22 protein-coding genes are annotated in these 22453 nt (G+C 71.3%); 12 read left to right on the top strand and 10 right to left on the bottom strand.

The genetic code is table 11. From position 1 onward, the window contains the following. Positions 1 to 7: 7 nt before the first annotated feature. The 4 genes from HHX37_RS31255 (at position 8) to HHX37_RS31270 (ending at position 3259) form a co-directional block, all read left to right on the top strand. Positions 8 to 658, top strand: coding sequence for a hypothetical protein (locus HHX37_RS31255; protein ID WP_182887738.1), 651 nt, complete (start codon positions 8 to 10; stop codon positions 656 to 658). Beyond that, positions 655 to 1809: an NlpC/P60 family protein gene (locus HHX37_RS31260; RefSeq protein WP_244302375.1), complete on the top strand. Its 1155-nt coding sequence runs from the start codon at positions 655 to 657 to the stop codon at positions 1807 to 1809. Before HHX37_RS31255 ends, HHX37_RS31260 begins: the two co-directional genes overlap by 4 nt. Continuing rightward, the gene (locus HHX37_RS31265; RefSeq protein ID WP_111701324.1) at positions 1806 to 2195 is read left to right on the top strand and encodes a (deoxy)nucleoside triphosphate pyrophosphohydrolase; all 390 of its coding nucleotides are present in this window, start codon (positions 1806 to 1808) and stop codon (positions 2193 to 2195) included. The genes HHX37_RS31260 and HHX37_RS31265 overlap by 4 nt, the downstream gene beginning before the upstream one ends. A gap of 92 nt (positions 2196 to 2287) precedes the next feature. Continuing rightward, positions 2288 to 3259: a hypothetical protein gene (locus HHX37_RS31270; RefSeq protein ID WP_182887739.1), complete on the top strand. Its 972-nt coding sequence runs from the start codon at positions 2288 to 2290 to the stop codon at positions 3257 to 3259. An 81-nt stretch (positions 3260 to 3340) separates the two neighbouring features. Here HHX37_RS31270 and HHX37_RS31275 read toward each other — a convergent pair whose 3' ends face one another. The 7 genes from HHX37_RS31275 to HHX37_RS31305 form a co-directional block, all read right to left on the bottom strand. Continuing rightward, positions 3341 to 4093: a succinate dehydrogenase/fumarate reductase iron-sulfur subunit gene (locus HHX37_RS31275; protein ID WP_182875913.1), complete on the bottom strand. Its 753-nt coding sequence runs from the start codon at positions 4091 to 4093 to the stop codon at positions 3341 to 3343. Beyond that, positions 4093 to 6006, bottom strand: coding sequence for a fumarate reductase/succinate dehydrogenase flavoprotein subunit (locus tag HHX37_RS31280; RefSeq protein WP_182887740.1), 1914 nt, complete (start codon positions 6004 to 6006; stop codon positions 4093 to 4095). The genes HHX37_RS31275 and HHX37_RS31280 overlap by 1 nt, the downstream gene beginning before the upstream one ends. A 27-nt stretch (positions 6007 to 6033) precedes the next feature. Further along, positions 6034 to 6837: a hypothetical protein gene (locus HHX37_RS31285; protein ID WP_182875912.1), complete on the bottom strand. Its 804-nt coding sequence runs from the start codon at positions 6835 to 6837 to the stop codon at positions 6034 to 6036. 180 nt (positions 6838 to 7017) lie between these two features. Further along, entirely contained in the window at positions 7018 to 7455 is a 438-nt protein-coding gene (locus HHX37_RS31290) for a response regulator (RefSeq protein ID WP_182883476.1), read from the bottom strand. Then, entirely contained in the window at positions 7448 to 9091 is a 1644-nt protein-coding gene (locus HHX37_RS31295) for a sensor histidine kinase (RefSeq protein WP_182887741.1), read from the bottom strand. The genes HHX37_RS31290 and HHX37_RS31295 overlap by 8 nt, the downstream gene beginning before the upstream one ends. Beyond that, positions 9088 to 10293, bottom strand: a complete 1206-nt coding sequence (locus HHX37_RS31300) for a PP2C family protein-serine/threonine phosphatase (RefSeq protein ID WP_182883474.1) — start codon at positions 10291 to 10293, stop codon at positions 9088 to 9090. The genes HHX37_RS31295 and HHX37_RS31300 overlap by 4 nt, the downstream gene beginning before the upstream one ends. 94 nt (positions 10294 to 10387) lie before the next feature. Further along, positions 10388 to 11314 (bottom strand): LysR family transcriptional regulator, encoded by a 927-nt coding sequence (locus HHX37_RS31305; RefSeq protein WP_111701332.1) that lies wholly within the window; start codon positions 11312 to 11314, stop codon positions 10388 to 10390. Between the two features lie 187 nt (positions 11315 to 11501). Between HHX37_RS31305 and HHX37_RS31310 the strand changes: the two genes are divergently transcribed. The 4 genes from HHX37_RS31310 to HHX37_RS31325 all read left to right on the top strand — a co-directional run bounded on the left by HHX37_RS31310 (position 11502) and on the right by HHX37_RS31325 (position 15654). Then, positions 11502 to 12347 (top strand): succinate dehydrogenase cytochrome b subunit, encoded by an 846-nt coding sequence (locus tag HHX37_RS31310; protein ID WP_310740619.1) that lies wholly within the window; start codon positions 11502 to 11504, stop codon positions 12345 to 12347. Between the two features lie 71 nt (positions 12348 to 12418). Continuing rightward, positions 12419 to 14362, top strand: coding sequence for a fumarate reductase/succinate dehydrogenase flavoprotein subunit (locus HHX37_RS31315; protein ID WP_182887804.1), 1944 nt, complete (start codon positions 12419 to 12421; stop codon positions 14360 to 14362). Then, the gene (locus tag HHX37_RS31320; RefSeq protein WP_111701333.1) at positions 14359 to 15099 is read left to right on the top strand and encodes a succinate dehydrogenase/fumarate reductase iron-sulfur subunit; all 741 of its coding nucleotides are present in this window, start codon (positions 14359 to 14361) and stop codon (positions 15097 to 15099) included. The genes HHX37_RS31315 and HHX37_RS31320 overlap by 4 nt, the downstream gene beginning before the upstream one ends. Before the next feature lie 123 nt (positions 15100 to 15222). Next, the gene (locus HHX37_RS31325; RefSeq protein WP_182887742.1) at positions 15223 to 15654 is read left to right on the top strand and encodes an STAS domain-containing protein; all 432 of its coding nucleotides are present in this window, start codon (positions 15223 to 15225) and stop codon (positions 15652 to 15654) included. 20 nt (positions 15655 to 15674) lie between these two features. Here the strand turns inward: HHX37_RS31325 and HHX37_RS31330 are convergent, their stop codons facing one another. After that, complete coding sequence (locus HHX37_RS31330; protein WP_182887743.1) at positions 15675 to 16490, bottom strand: sensor histidine kinase; 816 nt, start codon at positions 16488 to 16490, stop codon at positions 15675 to 15677. Positions 16491 to 16659: 169 nt separating this feature from the next. Here HHX37_RS31330 and HHX37_RS31335 point away from each other — a divergent pair, with 169 nt between their 5' ends. Together HHX37_RS31335 and HHX37_RS31340 are read left to right on the top strand one after the other, a co-directional pair. Next, positions 16660 to 17592: a helix-turn-helix transcriptional regulator gene (locus HHX37_RS31335; RefSeq protein WP_182887744.1), complete on the top strand. Its 933-nt coding sequence runs from the start codon at positions 16660 to 16662 to the stop codon at positions 17590 to 17592. Between the two features lie 95 nt (positions 17593 to 17687). After that, positions 17688 to 18035, top strand: a complete 348-nt coding sequence (locus tag HHX37_RS31340; RefSeq protein WP_182887745.1) for an STAS domain-containing protein — start codon at positions 17688 to 17690, stop codon at positions 18033 to 18035. A gap of 27 nt (positions 18036 to 18062) precedes the next feature. On the opposite strand, the gene HHX37_RS31345 is transcribed toward HHX37_RS31340, so the two are convergent. Both HHX37_RS31345 and HHX37_RS31350 read right to left on the bottom strand, forming a co-directional pair. Then, positions 18063 to 18641, bottom strand: a complete 579-nt coding sequence (locus HHX37_RS31345; RefSeq protein ID WP_182887746.1) for a Clp protease N-terminal domain-containing protein — start codon at positions 18639 to 18641, stop codon at positions 18063 to 18065. Continuing rightward, positions 18642 to 18875 (bottom strand): RNA polymerase subunit sigma-70, encoded by a 234-nt coding sequence (locus tag HHX37_RS31350; RefSeq protein WP_111701339.1) that lies wholly within the window; start codon positions 18873 to 18875, stop codon positions 18642 to 18644. 100 nt (positions 18876 to 18975) lie between these two features. Between HHX37_RS31350 and HHX37_RS31355 the strand changes: the two genes are divergently transcribed. Both HHX37_RS31355 and HHX37_RS31360 read left to right on the top strand, forming a co-directional pair. Next, complete coding sequence (locus tag HHX37_RS31355) at positions 18976 to 20670, top strand: ABC transporter transmembrane domain-containing protein (protein ID WP_182887747.1); 1695 nt, start codon at positions 18976 to 18978, stop codon at positions 20668 to 20670. Between the two features lie 11 nt (positions 20671 to 20681). Next, entirely contained in the window at positions 20682 to 22430 is a 1749-nt protein-coding gene (locus tag HHX37_RS31360; protein ID WP_182883468.1) for an ABC transporter ATP-binding protein, read from the top strand. Positions 22431 to 22453: the final 23 nt, after the last annotated feature.

The raw sequence follows: 22453 nt of genomic DNA on the forward strand, positions 1-22453 counted from the left end.
CGAGGCCATGAGAAGCCGGAACAGCGACCGGGGCAAGGGGCTCGCCTTCGGGGCGGCCGTGGTGGTGCTCGCCGCCGTCGGCGTCTACCTCAGCATGAGCCCGCCCACGGACGGCGACGAGCAGGCGAGACAGCAGTCGGTGGGCCAGTCGGTGGCCGCCACCGGGCGGGCGACCAGCGGGGCGCGGGAGCCCGGCCCGGTCGCCACCACGCCCGGCGCCTTCGACGTGTACGCGTACCTGCCGCTGTCGAGGGAGGAGATCGGCGCGGCGGCCGACCTGGCCCGCCGCTTCGCCGAGGCGTACGGCACCTTCTCCCACGACGAGGAGCCGGCCTCCCGCGCCGAGCGGCTCACGGCGTTCGCGACCACCGAGTTCGCGGGCCAGCTCACCAGGACCGTCACCGATCCCGCCGTGGCGGACCAGAACGAGGCCGACCAGGTGATCTCGAAGGGGTCGGCGAAGGTGGCGTCGATCCGCGACATGACGGGCAGTCAGGTGGTGTTCGTCGTCGACTCCACCCGGCACGTGACGGACCGGAGCGGCCAGAAGGACGTGCCCGAGCGGTTCGCCGTGACCGTCGTCAAGTCGGGCACCGACTGGCGGGTGTACGACCTGCAACTGGCCGACTCCGGCCAGGACGGGGACACCTCGCCGTGACCGTCCCGCCGCGCGGCACCTCGGTACGCACCTCGGGGAGCGTCGTCCGCCGGCTCGCCTCGGGAGGGCGGTCCTGGCGGTTGATCGCCGTGGCCCTCGTCGTGATCGTGCCGGTCACGCTGTTCGCCTCGATCATCCTCATGACCCCCAGCCCGTCGATGCTGCTCGGCGGCGGCTCGTCCGGGAACTGCGCCGAGGCCGCCACGGGACCCGGTGCCGGGGCGGACCTGTCCGCGACGGCGCGAAGCGACATCCCCGAGGACTACCTGGAGCTCTACAAGAAGTTCGGCAAGCAGATCGGCGTGCAGTGGAACGTGCTCGCCGCCATCGGCAAGCGGGAGACGAACCACGGCCGGTCCTCGCTGCCGGGCGTGCGCAGCGGCACCAACTACGCGGGCGCGGCGGGGCCGATGCAGTTCCTCATCAGCACCTGGGGCGGCCAGGCCAAGATGAAGATCGAGCCGGGCATCAACGGCTACGCCTCCGACGGCGACGGGGACGGCTTCGGCGACGTCTACGACCCGGCGGACGCCATCCTCGGCGCGGCCAAGATGCTCAAGCGCAACGGCGCCCCCGACGACCTCAGAAGGGCGATCTTCGTCTACAACCGCGCCACCTGGTACGTCGACCAGGTCCTGGAGATCGCCAAGCGCTACGCCGCGACGGGGGACATCGGCCTGCCCGCCGAGGCCGACCCGGCCTGCGACTCCGGGTTCGTCGAGAACGCCCCCGACGACGTCGTCCGCCAGATCCTCGAATACGCTCTGGCGCAGCGGGGCAAGCCGTACCGGTGGGGCGGCACCGGCCCGGACGCCTTCGACTGCTCGGGGATCATCTACATGGCCTACCGGAACGCCGGTCTGAGCATCCCGCGGACGACCTTCGGCCAGTGGCCCTTCGGCGTACCGATCGAGCAGGGCGAGGAGCAGCCCGGCGACCTCGTCTTCTTCAACGCCGGCCCCGGCACGTCGAAGGACAACCCCGGGCACGTCGGGATGGTCGTCTCGCCCGGCACGATGATCGAGGCGAGGTGCACCCTCTGCGGGCCGATCAAGGTGACGACCTACCGCGACCGGCCGAACATCGTGGGCTTCACCCGGCCGCTCCGCAACGAGACCGTGCTGGCGCAGCTCAAGCGGGCCCAGACGTGACCGGCAGGCTGGTCGTGGGCGCCGCGATCGTGGAGGACGGCCGGCTCCTGGCCGCCCAGCGGTCCGCGCCGCCGGAACTGCGCGGCGGCTGGGAGTTCCCCGGCGGGAAGGTCGACCCGGGGGAGGACGAGCGCGCCGCGCTGGTGCGCGAGTGCGTCGAGGAACTCGGCGTCGACATCGTGGTGTCACACCGCGTCGGCGGGGACTGGCCGCTGCCGAACGGCGGCGTGATGCGCGTCTGGCTCGCCGGGCTCGCCGCGGGCGTCCCCCGGCCGATCGAGCACCTCGCGTTGCGCTGGCTGGAGCCGCACGAACTGTACGACGTCGCCTGGCTGCCCGCGGATCTGCCGGTGGTCGCCGAGATAGAGACGCTGTTGCCCGGATAGGACGCAGAATCGTGCCCTGAGACCGGCTTTGCCGCGCCGTGGACGGAACTACAATCGGTGTTGACCTCGCACGCGCTGACAGGAGGCGATCGGTGATCGGACGCGCATACATCAGGGCCGCGTCCTCGGCTGCCGCGTCGCTGGCACTCGCCACGCTGGCGGTCGTGGTCGTGAGTCCCATGCTCGGCGCGACCGCCGACCCGGTGAACCCGTGCGACACCACCCAGGGCGACAACTGCGACGTCGTCACGGTCACCGTCACGCAGACGCCGTCGCCCTCGCCCAGCCCGACCGCCGAGCCGGTGGTGACGAAGACCGTCACCGTCACGCCGACGCCCAAGCGCACCACCCGCAAGCCCACGGCGACCCACTCCACCACCCCGCCCGCGTCGACCAGCGGCCAGCAGGGGCAACAGGGCCAGCAGGGGCAGCAGCCTCCGGCGACCACCGAGCACTTCCCCTCGACGACCGAGGTGCCCGCCGGGGCGGGCGGCACGTCCCCCACCCCCACCCCGGAGAGCGAGGGACAGGTGAGCCTGCCGCCGGCCTCGACGCCGGATGTCGGCCAGACTCCCACCGCGGCCGCCTCGTTCGAGGAGCCCGCGCCCGACACCGTGCCGTACGAGATCCGCAACGCATCGCCCGAGTACGACAAGGCGTCGCTGGCCCACCGGCTCGCGATCCCCGCCGGTGTGCTCCTCGGCATCGCGCTGATCGCCTGGCTGATCTTCGAGGGCCGGCTCCGGCGGATGGCCCACGCCGCCGCCGTACGGCGGGGCGGCCCGGTCGCCGCCACGGCCGCCGCACCGGAGACCCCGGCCTATCCGGCGGGCGCCGGCTACGCCCCGATGATGGGCTTCGTGCCGGTCCAGCCGTACCCGCAGCAGCCGTACCCCCAGCAGTACGCCGTGCCCTACCCGCAGCAGCCCTACGGCTACCCCGTGCCGTACGGGTACGCCCAGCCGTACGGGTACCCGGCCGGGGACCCCGCACAGGCACAGGCACAGGCTCCGGCACAGGGGCAGGCGCCGGCGGCCGGAGAGCCCCAGCAGCGAGAGCAGTAGACCCGCAGTAGACACTCAGAGCAGCACACGAGAGGCGCCGCCCGGACGAGACCGGGCGGCGCCTCTCGTGTCACGCGCGGGTCAGCGCTGGCGCTTGAAGATCTTCGAGCCCAGCCAGACCAGCGGGTCGTACTTCCGGTCGACCACGCGCTCCTTCATCGGGATCAGCGCGTTGTCAGTGATCTTGATGTGCTCGGGGCAGACCTCGGTGCAGCACTTGGTGATGTTGCAGTAGGAGAGGCCGTGGTCCTCCTGCGCCGACTCCTTGCGGTCCAGCACGTCGTACGGATGCATGTCGAGTTCGGCGATCCGCATGAGGTAGCGCGGGCCGGAGAAGTTCGGCTTGTTCTCCTCGTGGTCCCGGATCACGTGACAGACGTTCTGGCACATGTAGCACTCGATGCACTTGCGGAACTCCTGCGACCGCTCGACGTCGACCTGCTGCATGCGGTACTCGCCCGGCTTCACGTCCGCCGGCGGCGTGAACGACGGGACCTCGCGGGCCTTCTGGTAGTTGAACGACACGTCTGTCACCAGGTCCTTGATGACCGGGAACGTCCGCAGCGGCGTGACCGTAATGGTCTCGTCCTCCTCGAAGGTGGACATCCGGGTCATGCAGCCCAGGCGCGGCTTGCCGTTGATCTCCATGGAGCACGAGCCGCACTTGCCGGCCTTGCAGTTCCAGCGGACCGCGAGGTCGGGCGTCTGGGTGGCCTGGAGCCGGTGGATGACGTCGAGGACGACCTCGCCCTCGTTCACCTCGACGGTGAAGTCCTCAAGCCTGCCCTCGCCGCCCTCACCGCGCCAGACGCGGAACTTCGCCTTGTATCCCATCACGACTCCTTGACGGCGGCGTCGTACTCCGCCAGCTCTTCTTCGGTGAGGTACTTCTCCAGCTCGCCACGCTCGAACAGGCTGATCAGGTCGGAGCGCATCGACGGCTGGACCCTCTCCTCGACGCTCACGCCGGACTCGTCCGGCGTCACCGCCACGCGCAGCAGCTTCCTGCGCCACTCCGGCGACATGCCGGGGTAGTCGTCCCGGGTGTGCCCGCCACGGCTCTCCTCACGAAGCAGCGCGGCCTTCGCCACGGCCTCGCTCACCAGCAGCATGTTGCGCAGGTCGATCGCGAGGTGCCAGCCGGGGTTGTAGATCCGGCTGCCCGAGGAGGCGGTGTGCCTGGCCCGCTCCTTGAGCTTCTCGACGACCTGGAGGGCCTCGCTGATCTCCTCCGCCTTGCGGATGATGCCGACCAGGTCGTTCATCGTGCGCTGGAGCTCGTGGTGGACCTCGTACGGGTTCTCCCCGCCGGTGCGCTCCAGCGGAGCCAGCGCCTCCGCCCTGGCCTCCTCGACCAGCCCGGCGGCCGCCGCCGGCCGCCTCGCCAGGCCGTCGACGTACGCCGCGGCGCCCGCACCGGCCCGGCGGCCGAACACCAGCAGGTCCGAGAGGGAGTTGCCGCCGAGACGGTTGGAGCCGTGCATGCCGCCGGAGACCTCACCGGCCGCGAACAGGCCGGGCACCGAGGCCGCGCCGGTGTCGGCGTCCACCTCCACGCCGCCCATGACGTAGTGGCAGGTCGGGCCGACCTGCATGGGCTCCTTGGTGATGTCGACGTCCGCCAGCTCCTTGAACTGGTGGTGCATCGACGGCAGCCGCCGGATGATCTCGGCGGCGGGCAGCCGGGTGGACACGTCCAGGAACACGCCGCCCTGCGGTGAGCCGCGCCCCGCCTTGACCTCCGAGTTGATCGCCCGGGCCACCTCGTCACGGGGCAGCAGCTCGGGCGGGCGGCGGTTGCCCGCCTGGTCGTCGTACCAGCGGTCCGCCTCCTCCTCGGTCGTGGCGTACTTGTCCTTGAACACGTCCGGGATGTAGTCGAACATGAACCGGCGGCCCTCGGAGTTGCGCAGGACGCCCCCGTCGCCGCGAACCGACTCCGTCACCAGGATGCCGCGCACCGACGGAGGCCAGACCATGCCCGTCGGATGGAACTGGATGAACTCCATGTTGATGAGGTTCGCGCCGGCGAGCATGGCCAGCGCGTGCCCGTCGCCCGTGTACTCCCAGGAGTTCGACGTGACGACGAACGACTTGCCGATGCCTCCGGTGGCCAGCACCACGGCGGGAGCGTCGAAGACGATGAAGTCGCCGGTCTCCCGCCAGTAGCCGAAGGCCCCCGCGATGGCACCGTTCTCGCCGTGCACGGAGCTGGCGTCCTTCAGCAGCCGGGTGATCGTGCACTCGGCGAAGACCTTGATGTACGCCTCGGGGTCGCCGTGCAGCTTCTCGTCCTCCTGCTGCAGGGCGACGACGCGCTGCTGCAGGGTGCGGATCATCTCCAGGCCCGTACGGTCGCCGACGTGGGCGAGGCGCGGGTACTCGTGACCGCCGAAGTTGCGCTGGCTGATCTTGCCGTCCTTGGTGCGGTCGAACAGCGCGCCCCAGGCCTCCAGTTCCCAGACCCGGTCCGGAGCCTCCTTGGCGTGCAGTTCGGCCATGCGCCAGTTGTTGAGGAACTTGCCTCCGCGCATGGTGTCGCGGAAGTGCACCATCCAGTTGTCGTTCGGGTTGACGTTGCCCATCGCGGCGGCGGCGCCGCCTTCGGCCATGACCGTGTGGGCCTTGCCGAAGAGCGACTTGCAGACGATGGCCGTCCGCTTGCCCTGCTGCCGCGCCTCGATCGCCGCGCGGAGTCCCGCTCCGCCGGCTCCGATGACGACGACGTCGTATTCGTGACGCTCCACCTTGAGATCCTTACAACGACGTGCTGCTTAAGCGAACGGGAAGTTGATGACGCCCTTGGCGACGAGGCGGACGTACAGGTCCGCGACCACGATCGAGACCATGGACGCCCAGGCGAACTGCTGGTGCCGCGCGTTGAGCTTCGAGACCAGCGTCCACGCCTTGTAGCGCAGCGGGTGCCTGGAGAAGTGGTTCAGGCGCCCGGCGGTGATGTGGCGGCAGGAGTGGCAGCCGAACGTGTAGCAGAGGACCAGGACCGCGTTCACCACGAGGATGACCGTGCCGAGACCGACGTGTCCCCAGTTGCCGTCCGCGTCGCGGAAGGACAGCACCGCGTCGTACGTCAGGATCAGACCGATGATCGCGGCGACGTAGAAGAAGTAGCGGTGGACGTTCTGCAGGATCAGCGGCAGGCGCGACTCGCCGGTGTACTTGCTGTGCGGCTCGGCCACCGAGCAGGCCGGCGGCGACATCCACCACGAGCGGTAGTACGACTTGCGGTAGTAGTAGCAGGTGAACCGGAACCCGCCCGGGAACGCGAGGATCAGCAGTCCCGGCGGCAGGGTGTACCAGTCGCCGAACGGGGCGAATCCGAACAGCCGGGCCCCTTCCGGGCAGGTCGCCGCGGCGAGGCAGGGCGACGAGAAGGGGGCGATGTACGACCCGGCGAGCATGCTCAAGTCGAACATCGCCCAGAAGCCGTAAATCAGGAACAAGAAGAGCCCGGCGAACGTGAGCACCGGAGCAAGCCACCATCGGTCGGTGCGCAGAGTGCGCACCCTGATCTGCGCGCGTTGTTTCCGTACCGCGCTCTCGGCCGTTGTCTGGGTCATCGGAGACCTTCCACCCTCACTGACTCCGCGCACGCCGGAGCGGTCGCGCGTGCTCAGGCCGTGCTGCTCGGGCCGTGCTGACCCTGCTGCTCAGGCCGTGCGCGTTATTGGTGGGGCACACATTACGACGAGCACATCACGAACTGTGAGGAGGGTCACTCCTACCCGCTGTGATCTCGGTCACTTCCCCGGGAGTTTGACCACGGTGACGAAGAATTCGTCGATCTGCCGCACCACTCGGGTGAACTGCTCGAAGTCGACGGGCTTCGTGATGTACGCGTTGGCGTGCAGGTTGTATCCCCGAAGGATATCCTGCTCAGCCTCCGAAGTGGTCAGGATCACCACCGGGATGCTCCGCAGCGAGGGGTCGGCCTTGACCTCCTGCAGCACCTCGAAGCCGTTCAACCGGGGAAGGTTCAGGTCGAGCAGCACGAGGTCGGGCCGCGGCGCCGCGCCGTGCGGACCCTCGCCGCGCAGGAAGGCCAGCGCCTGCTCCCCGTCCTGGACCACGTGGAGGTTGTTGCCGACCTTGTTGTGCGAGAACGCCTCCTGGCAGAGCAACACGTCGCCGGGGTCGTCCTCCACCAGGAGGACCTCGATCGGGCGGAACTCACTCATCGGGGTCTCCCAGGGCCGGCAGCGTCCAGCGGAACGTGGCCCCGGCATCCCCGCCGGTGTCGAGCCAGATCCGGCCGCCATGATATTCGACAATCTTGCGGCAGAGCGCCAGCCCGATTCCCGTACCGGGATAGACGTCCCTTGAATGCAGCCGCTGGAAGATCAGGAAGATCCGGTCGGCGTACTTCGGTTCGACGCCGATCCCGTTGTCCGCGCAGCTGAACTCCCACATGTCGCCGTCCCGCCGTACGCCGATGTGGACGCGGGGCGGCTCCTCGGAGCGGAACTTGAGCGCGTTGCCGACGAGGTTCTGGAAGAGCTGCGTGAGCAGGGTCCGGTTGCCGAGGACCCTCGGCAGGTCGTCGTGCGTGACCGTCGCCCCGGTGTCGGTGAGCCGGGCGTCGAGGTTGCGCAGCGCGGCGGCGAGCGCGTCGCCGCTGTCCATCTCCTCCCGCTCGCCGCCCACCCGGCCGACCCGGGAGAAGTCGAGCAGGTCGTTGATGAGCAGCTGCATGCGCCGGGCGCCGTCCACCGCGAAGCCGATGTACTGCCGGGCCCGGTCGTCGAGCCGGTCGGCGTAGCGCTGCTCCAGCATCTGGGTGAAGCTCGCCACCTTGCGCAGCGGCTCCTGCAGGTCGTGGCTCGCCACGTACGCGAACTGCTCCAGCTCCCGGTTGGAGCGCCGGAGCTCCTCGGCCTGGTCCGCGAGCTGCTGGCGCGCCTCGACGGACGACTGCCACTCGGCCATGATCCGGCGGCGCATGCCGTCGATGTGGCCGGACAGCTCCCACAGCTCGGCCGGCCGGGTGACGCCGAGCTCGTGGTCGAAGTCGCCCGCCGCGACCTCCCGGACCTGCCGGGTCAGCCGCGCGATCGGGCCGACGACGGCGCGGCGCACGATCAGCGCGCAGACGACGAGCGCCAGCACCATCGCGCCGCCCAGCGCCGCGATCGCCGCGTAGATGGTCGTCCAGGCGGAGTAGAGCCGGTCCCGCGCGACGTCGTGGAGCCGGCCCAGAGCCGACTGCTGCCGGTCGAGCGCGGCCTTGACGGCAGCGAAGCGCTGGAGGTTACTCCTGGCCAGGTCGGTGAGGGGGCCGGGACCCCGGTCGAGCGTCCTGGTGACGACCGGCTCGGCGTAGTCGCGCCGCCAGGCGTCCGTGGCCTCGGTGAGGGCGGTGATCTGGCCGCGGACGCCGTAGCCGTGGGGCAGCCGGGGGACGAGCCTCGCGATCTCGTCCTTCGCCGCCCGCTCGTCGGAGACGCCCTTGCGGTAGGCGTCGAGGTACTGCTGTTCCCCGGTGAGCCCGAACCCGCGGATCGCCCCCTCCTGCGCCTGTACGGCGGTGGCGACCCGCAGCGTGTGGAGGGCGGCCGGGTCGACCGCGTCGACGAGGGTCTGCCGGGCGTCCTGCGCCTGCACGAGCGCGAGCAGGGTCGCGCCGAGGGCGATCAGGAAGACGGCCAGCACGCCCGCGCCCGTGAGCAGGAACCAGCGGCTGACCGTCAGGCGGGAGTCCAGCGCGGGCGGGCTGAGCGGCGGAGGAGCGAGCGGGGGCGGGCCGGCGAGGGCCGGCGGCGCGCCCGTCTCAGGCGCGGTGGTCTCAGGGGTGGTCGTCTCAGGCATGGTCGTCATGCCCTGCCCTCCCCGGCGCCCGTGATGCCGGTGACCCCGGTGATGCCGGTCAAGGCCGTTCTGCCGCGGGAGACGAGGACGGCCGCGACGTCGTCGTGCATGGCGCCGTCGAGGCTGGCGATGATGCGGTCGAGGTCGATCCCCTCCTGGGCGCGGATCAGGTTCGCCAGCCCTTCGGTGCCGAGCAGGTCCCGGTTCTCGCCGACCGTGGCCTCGATCAGCCCGTCGGTGTAGAGCAGCAGCGACCACCGCTCGCCCAGCGTGACGTCGATGGGCGTCCACTCGATGTCCGGGAAGATCCCGAGCGGCGGGCCGGACGGCGTCTCGGTGACCACCCCGAGCACGCCGTCACGCAGCAGCAGTGGCGGCGGATGGCCGATGACGTGCAAACGGGCGGTGGTCAGGTCCGGGCTGATGGCCGCGCTGCACATCGTGGTGAAGATCTCCGGAGACTTCCGCTCGTGCCGCAGCAGCGTGTCCAGCGTCCGCAGCACGTCGTTGCCGGTCTGCCCGGCGAGGACCAGCGTGCGCCAGGCGATGCGCAGCGCCGTGCCGAGCGCGGCCTCGTCGGGCCCGTGCCCGCACACGTCGCCGATCAGCACGTGCACCGCGCCGTCGGGCGTCTGCACCGTGTCCCAGAAGTCGCCCGCCAGCAGCCCGCCCGTACGGCCCGGAAGGTAGCGGGCCTGGTGCTGCAGCAGCGTGGGGTCGAGCAGCGGGACGGGCAGCAGGCCGCGTTCGAGCCGGGAGTTCTCCTTGCTGACGATGCGTTCCTGGAGCAGTTCGCGCATGGCGAGATCGGCGCGCTTGCGCTCGATCGCGTACTGGATCGCGCGGATCAGCAGGCGGGCGTCGACGTCCTGCTTGACCAGGAAGTCCTGGGCTCCGGCGGCGACCGCCTCGATGCCGGCGTGCGTGTCGCCGAGGCCGGTGAGCACCAGCACGGCCGTGTCGGGGGCCATGGCGATGACCTGCTCCAGCGCCTCCAGCCCGGTGGCGTCCGGCAGGGACAGGTCGACGACCACGCACTGCACGTCGTCGGTCAGCCGCTCGCGCCCCTCGGACAGCGTCCGCGCCCAGGTGATCTTCGGTGGCCTGTCGGCGTCCGCCAGCAGCTCCTCGACGAGGAACGCGTCGCCGGCGTCGTCCTCGATCAGCAGGAGCGTCAGCGGATCGGGCAGGTCAGGTGGGACGGGGGTCACGAACGCCTCTCGGTCAGCGTCGGCAGCATCGTGGGGACAAACTTAGCGTCAGGGGAGGGCGGGGTGCGGCTCCCCTGGCTACTCACATGGCTACTCACATCGCGACGAGTGCCTCGATTCCGGGGGCGAGGGTCCCGGCGTGCGCGGCCTCGCTCAGGAACGACAGCAGCGTCGAGCGGAAGGCCTGCGCCGCCCGCGTCGGCTCCACGTCCTTGCGGTGGGCGAGAGCGACCGTACGGCGGAGCCCCGGCACCAGTGGTGTGCCGACCAGCCCCGGCCGGTTCTCCAGCACCATCGAGGGCACCACGGCGATGCCGAGCCCCGCCTCGACGAAGCGCAGCACCGCGTCCATCTCCCCGCCCTCCACCGCGAAGCGGGGTTCGAAACCCGCCTGACGGCAGGCGGCGAGCGTCGCCTCCCGCACGTCGTAGCCCCGGCGGAACATCACCAGGGGCCGCCCGCGCAGGTCCTCGATCCGCATGAACGGCTTGCGCCCCCGGTCGCCCCCGGAGACCACGACGAGGTTCTCGCTCAGGATCTCCTGGGTGACCAGGGCCGGATCGCTGCTCTGCAGCGGCAGGATGATCAGCGCCAGGTCGAGCTGACCGCGGGCGAGGTCCCGCACCAGGTCGCGCGACCCGCCCTCCTCGACCCGCAACTCCACACCAGGGTAGTCGCGGTGGAAGCGGGCCAGCGCGTCGGCCAGCAACCCGGCGCACAGGGACGGGGTCGCCCCGAGGCGGACCCGCCCCCGCCGCAGCCCCGCGAGCTCGGCGACCTCCCGCCGGGCCGTGTCGGCGTCGGCCAGGATGCGGCGGGCGAGCGGCAGCAGCGCCTCACCCGCCGGAGTGAGCGTGACGTTCCCCCGCGCCCGGCTGAACAGCGGGGCTCCCAGCTCCGTCTCAAGGCTCTTGATCTGCTTGCTCAGCGACGGCTGGGCGACCCGCATCCGCTCGGCGGCCTGGGTGAAGTGCCGCGTCTCTGCCACGGCCGTGAAGTAGGCCAGTTGCTGGAGCTGCACAGCTCGATAGCCTACGGCTATGGTCGCCGGCGGCCCGATGCGGCCCCCGGACTGTGAGTTTGGTCGCACCCGCCCGGCGCGTCCCGGCCCCGCATGCGTACGGCGCAGAGGGCATAGCCCCCGGCTATCGAAACCAGAACCGCGATGACTTGGACGCCTGGAAAGACCGAACCTAGCGTTTCCATACGTGACTGCCACCATTGACCACTCTGTCGACCATGTTCCGGGGCACGGCCCTGCTGATCACGGCTCCGTTGATCACGGCTCGGTGGGGCGTGGCTCGGCGACCGCGCCGGTTCCCCGGCGGGACGTGTCCCGCGCGCCGGCCCGTCCCGGCCCGCGTACGCCCGCCCGGCGCGGCCTGTTCGGCACCTCCGCCGGCAGGAAGGCCGTCATGGCCGTCACGGGTGCCGTGCTCGTGCTCTTCCTGCTCGGCCACATGCTCGGCAACCTCAAGATCTTCCTGGGCGCCGGCTCCTTCAACCACTACGCCGACTGGCTGCGTACCGTGGGCTCGCCCGCGCTGCCCGACCGGACCCTGCTGACGATCACCGAGATCGTGCTCGTGCTCGCCGTCGCGCTGCACATGTGGGCGGCCGTGTCGCTCGCCCGCCGCGCGGCCAAGGCGCGGCCCGTCAAGTACGCGGCCAAGCGCAGGTCGCAGGCCGGCGGGTACGCCACGCGCACCATGCGGTACGGCGGCGTGATCATCGTGCTGTTCGTGATCTGGCACCTGCTCGACATGACCTTCGGCACGGTGAACCCCGGGGGCGGCGACGCCACGCCGTACGACCGGATGATCGCCGGCTTCCAGCCCGGCCGCTGGTGGGTGGGGCTGTTCTACCTGGTCGCCATGGTCATGATCGGCCTTCACCTGCGGCACGGCCTGTGGAGCGCGTTCCAGTCGCTCGGCCTCACCCGCCGCCCCCGCGTCCGGAACGCGCTCAGGGCGGGCGCCGCCGTGGTCTCCGCGGTGCTCGTGGTCGGATTCGTCGCGGCGCCCGTCTGCATCATGATCGGAGTGGTCAAGTGAAGTTCCGCCGCCGCCAGCAGCAGGAGCCGGTGGTCCCGTCGCCGTCCCCGTCTCCGTCCGTGTCCCTGCCCGTGTCCCCGCCCCGGCCCGGCACATACCGGACCGGGGAGCCCATCCGGGACACCAAGGCGCCGTCGGGTCCCGTCGAGGACCGCTGGGACACCCGGCGCTTCCAGGCCAAGCTGGTCAACCCGGCCAACAAGCGCAAGCTGACCGTCATCGTGGTCGGCACCGGCCTGGCCGGCGGCTCGGCCGCCGCGACGCTCGGCGAGCTGGGCTACAAGGTCAAGTCGTTCTGCTACCAGGACTCGCCCCGGCGGGCCCACTCGATCGCCGCGCAGGGCGGCATCAACGCCGCCAAGAACTACCGCGGCGACGGCGATAGCGTCTACCGGCTCTTCTACGACACCGTCAAGGGCGGCGACTTCCGCGCCCGCGAGTCGAACGTCTACCGCCTCGCCCAGGTCAGCGTGAACATCATCGACCAGGCCGTGGCGCAGGGCGTGCCCTTCGCCCGCGAGTACGGCGGCCTGCTCGACACCCGCTCCTTCGGCGGCGCCCAGGTGTCGCGCACCTTCTACGCCCGCGGCCAGACGGGCCAGCAGCTGCTGCTCGGCGCGTACCAGGCGCTGGAGCGTCAGATCGCGGCCGGCACGGTCGAGATGCACACCCGCCACGAGATGCTGGAGGTCGTCGTCAGCGGCGGGCGGGCCAGGGGCGTCGTGGTCCGCGACATGGTCACCGGCGAGATCGAGACCCACCTCGCCGACGCGGTCGTGCTGGCCACCGGCGGCTACGGCAACGTGTTCTTCCTGTCCACCAACGCCAAGGGCTGCAACACCACGGCGATCTGGCGGGCGCACAAGAAGGGCGCCTACTTCGGCAACCCCTGCTTCACCCAGATCCACCCGACCTGCATCCCCGTCAGCGGCGACTACCAGTCGAAGCTGACCCTGATGTCGGAGTCGCTGCGCAACGACGGCCGCGTCTGGGTGCCGCTGCGCAAGGGCGACGGCCGGGCCCCCGCCGACATCCCCGAGGACGAGCGCGACTACTACCTGGAGCGCATCTACCCGGCGTTCGGCAACCTGGTGCCGCGTGACATCGCCAGCCGGGCCGCCAAGAACGTCTGCGACGAGGGACGCGGCGTCGGCCCGGGCGGGCTCGGCGTCTACCTCGACTTCGCCGACGCCATCGCCCGGCTCGGCCGCGACGCCGTCGAGAAGAAGTACGGCAACCTCTTCGAGATGTACGAGCGCATCACCGGCGAGAACCCGTACGAGGTCCCGATGCGCATCTACCCGGCCGTCCACTACACGATGGGCGGGCTGTGGGTGGACTACGACCTCCAGTCGACCATCCCCGGCCTGTTCGTGATCGGCGAGGCCAACTTCTCCGACCACGGCGCGAACCGCCTGGGCGCCTCGGCCCTCATGCAGGGTCTGGCGGACGGCTACTTCGTGCTGCCGACGACGATCGGCGACTACCTCGCCGGGGCCGGCGCGTTCGGGCCGGTCGAGGAGGACGACGTCGACGAGGCCAGGAAGGCCGTCCAGGACAGAATCGACAGGCTCCTCTCCGTCAACGGCACCCGTACGGCCGACTCCTACCACCGCGAGCTCGGCCGGATCATGTGGGACTACTGCGGCATGGAGCGCACCGAGGAGTCGCTGCGCAAGGCGCTGGAGCGCATTCCCGAGCTGCGCGAGGAGTTCTGGAACAACGTCAAGGTGCCGGGCGACGCCGAGGGGCTCAACCAGGCGCTGGAGCGGGCCGGCCGGGTGGCCGACTTCTTCGAGCTGGCCGAGCTGATGTGCGTGGACGCCCTGCACCGCACCGAGTCGTGTGGCGGACACTTCCGGGCCGAGTCGCAGGACGCCGACGGCGAGGCGCTGCGCGACGACGAGAACTTCGCGTACGTCGCCGCGTGGGAGTGGACCCCCGACGGCCCGGTCCTGCACAAGGAAGAGCTGGACTACGAGTACGTGAAGATGACCCAGCGGAGCTACAAGTGAACCTGACCCTGAAGATCTGGCGCCAGTCCGGCTCCTCCGACAAGGGGCGGATGGTGACCTACCGGGTCGAGGACGTCTCCCCGGACATGTCGTTCCTGGAGATGCTCGACGTGCTGAACGAGCGGCTGATCCTGGAAGGCGACGACCCGGTCGCCTTCGACCACGACTGCCGCGAGGGCATCTGCGGCATGTGCGGCATGGTCATCAACGGGGTGGCGCACGGCGAGCAGCGCGCCACCACCACCTGCCAGCTGCACATGCGGCACTTCGAGGACGGCGCGGTCATCACCATCGAGCCGTGGCGGGCCGCGCCCTTCCCGGTGATCAAGGACCTGGTGGTGGACCGGTCGTCGTTCGACCGGATCATCCAGGCGGGCGGGTTCGTCTCCGTCCCCGCCGGGTCGGCGCCCGACGCCCACGCCGTCCCGGTGCCCAAGGAGGACGCGGACGCCGCCTTCGACGCCGCGACCTGCATCGGCTGCGGCGCCTGCGTCGCGGCCTGCCCCAACGGCTCGGCCTCGCTGTTCACCGCCGCGAAGATCACCCACCTCGGCCTGCTGCCGCAGGGCCAGCCGGAGCGCGACTCCCGGGCCAGGGCGATGGTCGAGCAGATGGACGCGGAGGGCTTCGGCGGCTGCACCAACACCGGCGAGTGCACGGCCGTGTGCCCCAAGGGCATCCCGTTCGACACGATCGCCCGGATGAACGCCGACTACCTCAGGTCGGCTTCCAAGTAGCGCGACATCGCTCTGGGGCCCCGAGTTCCGGTGTCCGGGCACATAACCTCCCCTGCTCCCGGGTAACGTGTGATTTGTGTTGGCGTAACACGTCTGCCGTGAACCCGCAGGCGAGGAGTGTGCATGTTCGTGTCCGGTCCCCGTTCGACCTTGAAGGTCGCGTCCGTCGCGCGAGGCGACGCTCTCGTCGTGTACGCGGAGGGCGACCTGGACGCGACCACCGCCCACCTGCTGCGCGAGGAGCTGCGGCAGGTCTGGGAGTCGTCCAGGATCTCTGTCGTCGTCATCGACGTCGCCGAGATCATGTTCTGCGACTCCCGGGGGCTGAGCGAGCTCATCTCCGCACTTCAGCGGGGTCAGGCCGCGAACGTCAGGCTGATCCTGAGCGGCGTGCAGGGCGTGCTGCGCCGGGTGCTGACGATCACGGGTCTGCGCAACGTCTTCGAGCAGCACCCGACGGTCGAGGAGGCGCTCGGCAGCGCGTCCGACGCGGGCCCGCGGCACCCCCCAGGCCCGGAGATGGGCGGACTGTTCGAGATCGCGGGCGACCGCTGACGGCTCTCGGGCCGGCGTGATCAGGCATCCCTCGCGAGCGGGAGCCACAGCAGGAAGAACGCCCCGGGGGCGGACGAATCCCTGACCTGCAGGCCGCCGCCGTGTGCTTCTGCGATCTCCCTGGCGATGGTCAGGCCGAGGCCCGGGCCGCCCTGCGCGCGGCTGCGGGCGGCGTCCAGCCGGTAGAACGGATCGAAGACCCGCTCCCACTGGCCATGGGGGATCCCCTCCCCGTCGTCGGTGACCAGCAGCTCACCGGTGTCCTTCCCATGCCGGACCTCCACCCGGACACGGGTCCTGGCGTGCCGCACCGCGTTGTCGAGCAGGTTGGCCAGGGCGCGCCGGACGAGGTCCTCCGCCACCTCGACCACGACCCCCGGCCGGATACTCAGGTGGACGCTCCCCCAGGACTGGAGGGAGGTCTCGTCCTGTACGAGGCGGCCCAGATCCAGCCGCATCGTCGACCCGGGTTCGGCGGCGCGCAGCCTGGTGAGCAGCAGCAGGTCGGTGACGATCGACTCCAGCCGGTCGACGTCGCCGAGCGTCTGCTCCAGCAGGGCCGGCAGGCCGGCCTCATCGGGATGCGACCGCGCGTCCTCCAAGCGCGTCCGCAGCGCGGTGAGCGGGGTACGCAGCTCATGTGAGAGGTCGCGGGCGCACCGACGCTGCCGGTCGCGCAGCTCCCTGAGGCGCCGGTTCGTATCGTCGAGGCGGGCGAGGGTGCCGTTGACGCTGCGGCCGAGCCGGGAGACCGGCCCGTACCCGTACGGCTCGGGGACTCGGCCCACGGTTTCGCCACGGTTGACGGCGTCCAGCCTCCTGGCGATCTCGTTCACCCGTCGCAGCGTGCGGTGTGGTCGTTCCGGAGACATGGTCGGTCACTCCTCGAAGGCCAGGTGGCGCCACGTCTCCAGAATCCGCGTTCCACCGCTCACCTGCCAGGACGCACCCAACCTTGGTGTGGAACTCCCCCTCAGACGGGAAAACGCCGCCTACTGTGGAGGTATGGAACGGAACCGGTTCCTCGGAGAGTTCCTGCGGGCACGCCGGGAGGCCACGCCGGTCGAGCAGGCCGGCCTGGCGAGGGTCGGTCACCGCCGTACCCCGGGGCTCCGCCGGGAGGAGGTGGCCGTCCTGGCGGGCATCAGCACCGATTACTACTCGCGGTTGGAACAGGGGCGCGAACGCAATCCCTCCGACCAGGTCCTCGGCGCCCTCGCCAGGGTCATGTGCCTCGACGCCGAGGCCGTCGAGTATCTGCACGCACTCGCCCACCCGTTGCCGAAGGGGTGCCGGGTCGTCGAACACCGCGAGCAGGCCGCGCCCACCCTCCTCCGGGTGCTGCGCGGATGGACGCGGACACCCGGGTTCATCATCGACCGCTGGATGAACATGCTCGCGACCAACCGTCTCGCCGATGCGCTCTACGCGGGGCTGGAGTGCAACGACAACCTCATCCGGCTGGTCTTCCTCAACCCCGAAGCCGTCCATTTCTACGCGGACTGGGAGAAGACCGCCTATCTCAAGGCGGCGCACATACGGACCGTCGCGGCGATGGGTCCGCAGGATCCACTCCTGTCCCAGCTCGTCGAGGAGCTCGCGGAGCACAGCGAGGAGTTCCGCCGCCTGCAGACTCAGCGCGACCTGCGCCCGAGGACGACCGACACCAAACGGTTCCGTCATCGGCTGGCCGGCGAGCTGGCGTTCGAGTACGACTTCTACACGGCCAGGAGCGCCCCCGGCCAGCAACTCGTCCTCATGCAGGTCGAGCCGGGCAGCACGTCGGAGCTCGGACTGGCGACACTGTGGGCTCTCGCCGATCCCGACGCCAACGTCATCCGGCTCGCCCAGACGCCCGAGCCGGTGCCGCCCGCGGAGGCGGAAGCGGTGACGGCGGCGGTGACGGCGGCGGTGTCCGGGTTGAGCGATCGAGGGTGAGGCGTGGTCGCCGTCAACGCCTTGCCTGTCCCTGTCGCCGTGGGATGCTCAGAGGTGTAGCTTCTCTGTAGATCTTTCCGGGCTGAGGACAGGCGATGACGAGACTTGCCGTCACGGTGAGCCATGAGGCGACGCACACTCTCGTCACCCTGACCGGTGAGCTCGACGTGATCTCGGGCGAGCGGCTCCGCCCCGCGCTGGACAAGCTGCTCGACGAGGGCTACACCCGGCTCGTCCTGGACACCGCCCGGCTCGGATTCTGCGACTCCATGGGGCTGCGGCTGCTGCTGGAGACGCACGACCGCGCCGTCGCGGCGGGTGGCTTCATGAGGCTCGCCGGTGTCGAGGGCGTCTTCCGGAGGATCCTCACGGTCACCGGGCTGTACGCCGCGTTCCCCATCTACGGAAGCGTCACGGACGCGGCCGCGGCCGCGACCGACTGACCGGCCGGTCGGCCCCGGTAACCACTGTCACCGCTGCCGCCCCGCGCCGGCCAGGTGACTCTTGACGTCCTCCCGGAGGGCGACCAGGTTCACCCCCGCGTCGGCGAGGACCCGTACGCCCAGGCCCTCGCCCTCCCGGATGATGCCGAGGAGGATGTGCCCGTCGCGGATCTCCTTGCTCTTGAGCGCGACGGCCTCGCGCAACGCGAGTTCGAGCACCTTCTTGCTCCGCGGGGTGACGGTCGCCCAGCGGCCGCCGCCGGGGACCCCCCGGCGGCCCCGGGGCGCCTCGTGGTCGAGCGCGCCGGGGCCGAAGGCCTCCTCGACCTTCCGCCGCACGGCCGACAGGTCGATGCCGATCGTCTCCAGGGCCTCGGCGTCGATCTCCCCGCCGGCCGTGTTGCCGCGGATGCGCAGGATCTCCGTGCGCACCCGCTCGCGGTCGACCCCACGGGCCGCGAGGAGCCGGGCGGAGGCCGAGTCCGTGACGCTCAGCAGGCCGAGCAGGAGGTGCTCGGTGCCCGCCTGCCCGTGCCGCAGTCGCCTGGCCTCCTCGACGGCCTGCCGCACGGCCTGCCGGGCGTCTTCGGTGAACCGTTCGAACATCTACTTCTCCCGTCTCAGCAGTCCTCGGCCGCCCGCGTACTTCTTGTGCACCGCCTGCCGGGACACCCCGAGCAGGAGCGCGATGTCCTGCCAGGACCATCCCGCCGCGCGCGCGTTCTCCACCTGTAGCGCCTCGAGCCGTTCCACCAGCAGCCGCAGGGCCCGTACGGCCCGCAGGCCGATGGCCGGATCGCGGCTGCCGGCGTCGCTCGCCAGCTGTGCCGTGTCGCTCATGTCGTCAACATAGGTTGACGGCGCGATCATGTCAACCCTGGTTGACGGCAAAGAAAACGATTTGCCCTCCGACCTGCGATCTTGCGAGGCTGGAACAACCATGCGCTCTCTTCCTGTGACCGATCCCGGCACTCCAGACGCCCGCGGGCCCCTCCGGTACCTGTGGTGGGTGGCGCGCGCCCAGAGCGCCCCGCTGCTGGCCGGAGTGGGCCTCTCGGTGCTGTGGTGGCTGGGCCAGGCGCTGGTGCCGTCCGCGGTCGGCCGGGCCGTCGACGCCGTCACCGCGGCGGACTCGAAAACGCTCCTCACCTGGTCGGCGGTGCTGCTCGGGCTCGGCGTGGTCCAGGCGGTCACCGGGGTCATGCGCCACCGCTTCGCCGTCTTCACCTGGCTGTCGGCGGCGTACCGCACCGTGCAGGTCACCGTGCGGCAGGCGGCCAGGCTCGGGGCGACGCTGCCCAAGCGGCTGTCGACCGGCGAGGTCGTCAGCGTGGGCAACTCGGACATCGCGCAGATCGGCAACGCGATGGACATCCTGCTGCGCGGCGCCGGGGCGGTCGTCGCGATCGTCGCGGTGACGGTGATCCTCATCGCCACGTCGGTCCCGCTCGGCCTGGTCGTGCTGATCGGCGTGCCGCTGATGGCGGCCGCCGTGGGTCCCCTGCTGAAGCCGCTGCACCGGCGTCAGCACGAGCAGCGCGACCTGCAGGGCGACCTCGCCACCCGCGCCGCCGACATCGTGGCGGGCCTGCGGGTGCTGCGGGGAGTCGGCGGCGAGCAGGTCTTCGCCGCGCGCTACCGCGAGGAGTCGCAGCGCGTACGGCACGCCGGCGTCCGGGTGGCCTCCGTGGAGTCCCTGCTCGAAGGCGCCCAGATCCTGCTGCCCGGCGTGCTGATCGCGTGCGTGACCTGGCTCGGCGCGCACTTCGCGCTCGACGGCCGCATCACCCCCGGCCAGCTCGTGGCGTTCTACGGCTACGCGGTCTTCCTGATCGCGCCGCTGCGCACGCTGACCGAGGCCGCCGACAAGCTCACCAAGGGGCACGTGGCGGCCCGCCGCGTCTGCCGCATCCTGTCGCTGGAGCCCGAGATCACGGGTGGCGACGCCCGCTTCACCGCCGGCGAGGGCACGCTCCGCGACGGCGAGTCGGGCGTCGAGGTCCGGCCCGGCCGGCTGACCGCGCTCGCCGCCGCCGCGCCCGAGGACGCGATCGCCGTCGCCGACCGCCTGGGCGCCTTCGCCCCCGGCGACGTCACGCTCGGCGGCGCGCCGCTGACGGACCTGCCGCTCGCCGAGGTCAGGGAGCACATCGTGGTCGCCGACAACGGCGCGCGGCTGTTCTCCGGACGGCTGCGCGACGAGCTGGACGTGCGTGGCACGGCCGGCGACGAGGAGATCGGCCAGGCGCTGTACGCGGCCTGCGCCGAGGACATCGTGGCGGCCCTGCCCGACGGGCTCGACGCGTACGTGGCCGAGTCGGGCCGGGAGTTCTCCGGCGGCCAGCAGCAGCGGCTGCGGCTCGCCCGGGCGCTGCTCGCCGACCCCGAGATCCTGATCCTGGTCGAGCCCACCAGCGCGGTCGACGCCCACACCGAGGCCCGCGTCGCCGAGCGGCTGGGCAAGGCGCGGGCCGGCCGGACGACCCTCGTCTGCACGACCAGCCCGCTCGTGCTGGACCGGGCCGACCACGTGCTGTACGTCGAGGGCGGCGTGGTGCGGGCCGAGGGCGGCCACCGCACGCTGCTCGGCACGTCGCCCGGTTACCGCTCGGCCGTCACCCGCGGAGAGGACTGAGAGGTTCAGGAATGGCCCGCGAGATCCTGCCGGTCGCCGACCGGGCGCAGGTGCGCGCCTACGCGCGCCGGCTGACGCTGAAGTATCCGCGTGAGCTGGGCCTGGCGCTGGCCCTGCACGCCCTCGCGGCCGTCGCGGGCCTGGTCGCCCCCCGGATGCTCGGTGGCCTGGTGGAGGGCCTCGCCGAGGGCAGGGCCGGTCTGCGCGTGGACGCGGTCGCCCTGGCCATCGCCGCCTTCGTGGCCGCGCAGGCGGTGCTGATCAGGTTCGCGGTGTACGCCTCCTCCCGGCTGGGCGAGAAGGTCCTGGCCGAACTGCGGGAGGACTTCGTCGGCCAGGTGCTCGCACTGCCGCTGTCGACGGTCGAGCGGGCCGGCGCCGGTGACCTGCTCACCCGCACCTCCCGGGACGTGGACGCGCTGTCGCGCACCGTGCGGCACGCCGTGCCGGAGACGCTGATCGCCGTTGTGACCGGCGCCTTCGTCGTCGGCGCCGTGATCCTCGTCGGGCCGCTCATGGCCGTGCCGTCGCTGATCGCCGTACCGCTGCTGTGGATCTCCACCAGGTGGTACCTCACCCGCGCCAGGGACGGCTACCTGCGCGAGAACGCGGCGTACGCCGACATGACCGAGGGCCTGGCCGAGACGGTCGAGGGCGCGCGCACCATCGAGGCGCTGGGCCTGCGGGACCGCCGCCACGAGCGGACCGACCGGGACATCGCCCGGTCGTTCGCGGCCGAGCGCTACACCCTCGGCCTGCGCATGGTGTGGTTCCCGGCCGTCGAGTTCAGCTATGTCGTCCCGGTCGTGGCGACCCTGCTCGTCGGCGGGCTGTTCCACATCGAGGGCTGGGTGTCGGTGGCCCAGGTGACCACCGCCACGCTGTACGTCCAGCAGCTCATCGACCCGCTCGACCGGCTGCTGTCGTGGACGGACGAGCTGCAGGTCGGCGCGGCCTCGATGGCCCGGCTCCTGGGCGTCGGCGGCGTCCCCGACGACCGCGCGGCCGGAACCGCCCGGCCGGTGGGGGAGGAACTGAAGGCCGGCGGCGTGCGGTACGCCTACCGCCCCGGCCACGACGTGCTGCACGGCGTCGACCTCGACGTACGCCAGGGGGAGCGGCTGGCCATGGTCGGGCCGTCCGGGGCGGGCAAGTCCACGCTCGGCCGGCTGCTGGCCGGGGTGCACGGGCCGCGGACCGGGTCGGTCACGGTCGGCGGGGTCCCGCTGGTCGAGCTGCCGCTCGACGAGCTGCGCGGGCACGTCGCGCTGGTCACCCAGGAGCACCACGTGTTCCGGGGCACGCTGCGCGACAACCTGCTGATCGCCCGCCCGGACGCCGCCGACCCGGACGTACGCCGCGCCCTCGAGGCCGTGGACGCCTGGGAGTGGGTGGCCGCGTTGCCGCGGAGCCTGGACACGACCGTGGGCTCGGGCGGCGCGGCGATCTCGCCCGCCCAGGCGCAGCAGCTCGCGCTCGCGCGGCTGGTCCTGGCCGACCCGCACACGCTCGTGCTGGACGAGGCCACCTCGCTGATCGACCCGCGCGCCGCCCGCCACCTGGAGCGCTCGCTCGCGGCCGTGCTGGAGGGCCGTACGGTGATCGCCATCGCGCACCGGCTGTACACGGCGCACGACGCCGACCGGGTGGCCGTCGTGGAGGACGGCCGGATCAGCGAGCTGGGCTCCCACGACGAACTGGTGGCGGCGGGCGGCGCCTACGCCGCGCTGTGGGACAGCTGGCACGGCACCGCCCGGTGACTCAGCCGGTCATGTTCAGCCGA

It is taken from the genome of Microbispora sp. H10885 (assembly GCF_014161415.1).
Classification (GTDB): domain Bacteria; phylum Actinomycetota; class Actinomycetes; order Streptosporangiales; family Streptosporangiaceae; genus Microbispora; species Microbispora triticiradicis.

Excerpts from the sequence above, each read along its gene's own strand:
- HHX37_RS31340 (WP_182887745.1), top strand. The coding sequence starts at position 17,688 with ATGACGAGACTTGCCGTCACGGTGAGCCATGAGGCGACGCACACTCTC.
- HHX37_RS31335 (WP_182887744.1), top strand. The coding sequence starts at position 16,660 with ATGGAACGGAACCGGTTCCTCGGAGAGTTCCTGCGGGCACGCCGGGAG.
- HHX37_RS31345 (WP_182887746.1), bottom strand. The coding sequence starts at position 18,641 with ATGTTCGAACGGTTCACCGAAGACGCCCGGCAGGCCGTGCGGCAGGCC.
- HHX37_RS31290 (WP_182883476.1), bottom strand. The coding sequence starts at position 7,455 with ATGAGTGAGTTCCGCCCGATCGAGGTCCTCCTGGTGGAGGACGACCCC.
- HHX37_RS31350 (WP_111701339.1), bottom strand. The coding sequence starts at position 18,875 with ATGAGCGACACGGCACAGCTGGCGAGCGACGCCGGCAGCCGCGATCCG.
- HHX37_RS31255 (WP_182887738.1), top strand. The coding sequence starts at position 8 with ATGAGAAGCCGGAACAGCGACCGGGGCAAGGGGCTCGCCTTCGGGGCG.
- HHX37_RS31295 (WP_182887741.1), bottom strand. The coding sequence starts at position 9,091 with ATGACGACCATGCCTGAGACGACCACCCCTGAGACCACCGCGCCTGAG.
- HHX37_RS31325 (WP_182887742.1), top strand. The coding sequence starts at position 15,223 with ATGTTCGTGTCCGGTCCCCGTTCGACCTTGAAGGTCGCGTCCGTCGCG.
- HHX37_RS31275 (WP_182875913.1), bottom strand. The coding sequence starts at position 4,093 with ATGGGATACAAGGCGAAGTTCCGCGTCTGGCGCGGTGAGGGCGGCGAG.
- HHX37_RS31360 (WP_182883468.1), top strand. The coding sequence starts at position 20,682 with ATGGCCCGCGAGATCCTGCCGGTCGCCGACCGGGCGCAGGTGCGCGCC.
- HHX37_RS31355 (WP_182887747.1), top strand. The coding sequence starts at position 18,976 with ATGCGCTCTCTTCCTGTGACCGATCCCGGCACTCCAGACGCCCGCGGG.
- HHX37_RS31285 (WP_182875912.1), bottom strand. The coding sequence starts at position 6,837 with ATGACCCAGACAACGGCCGAGAGCGCGGTACGGAAACAACGCGCGCAG.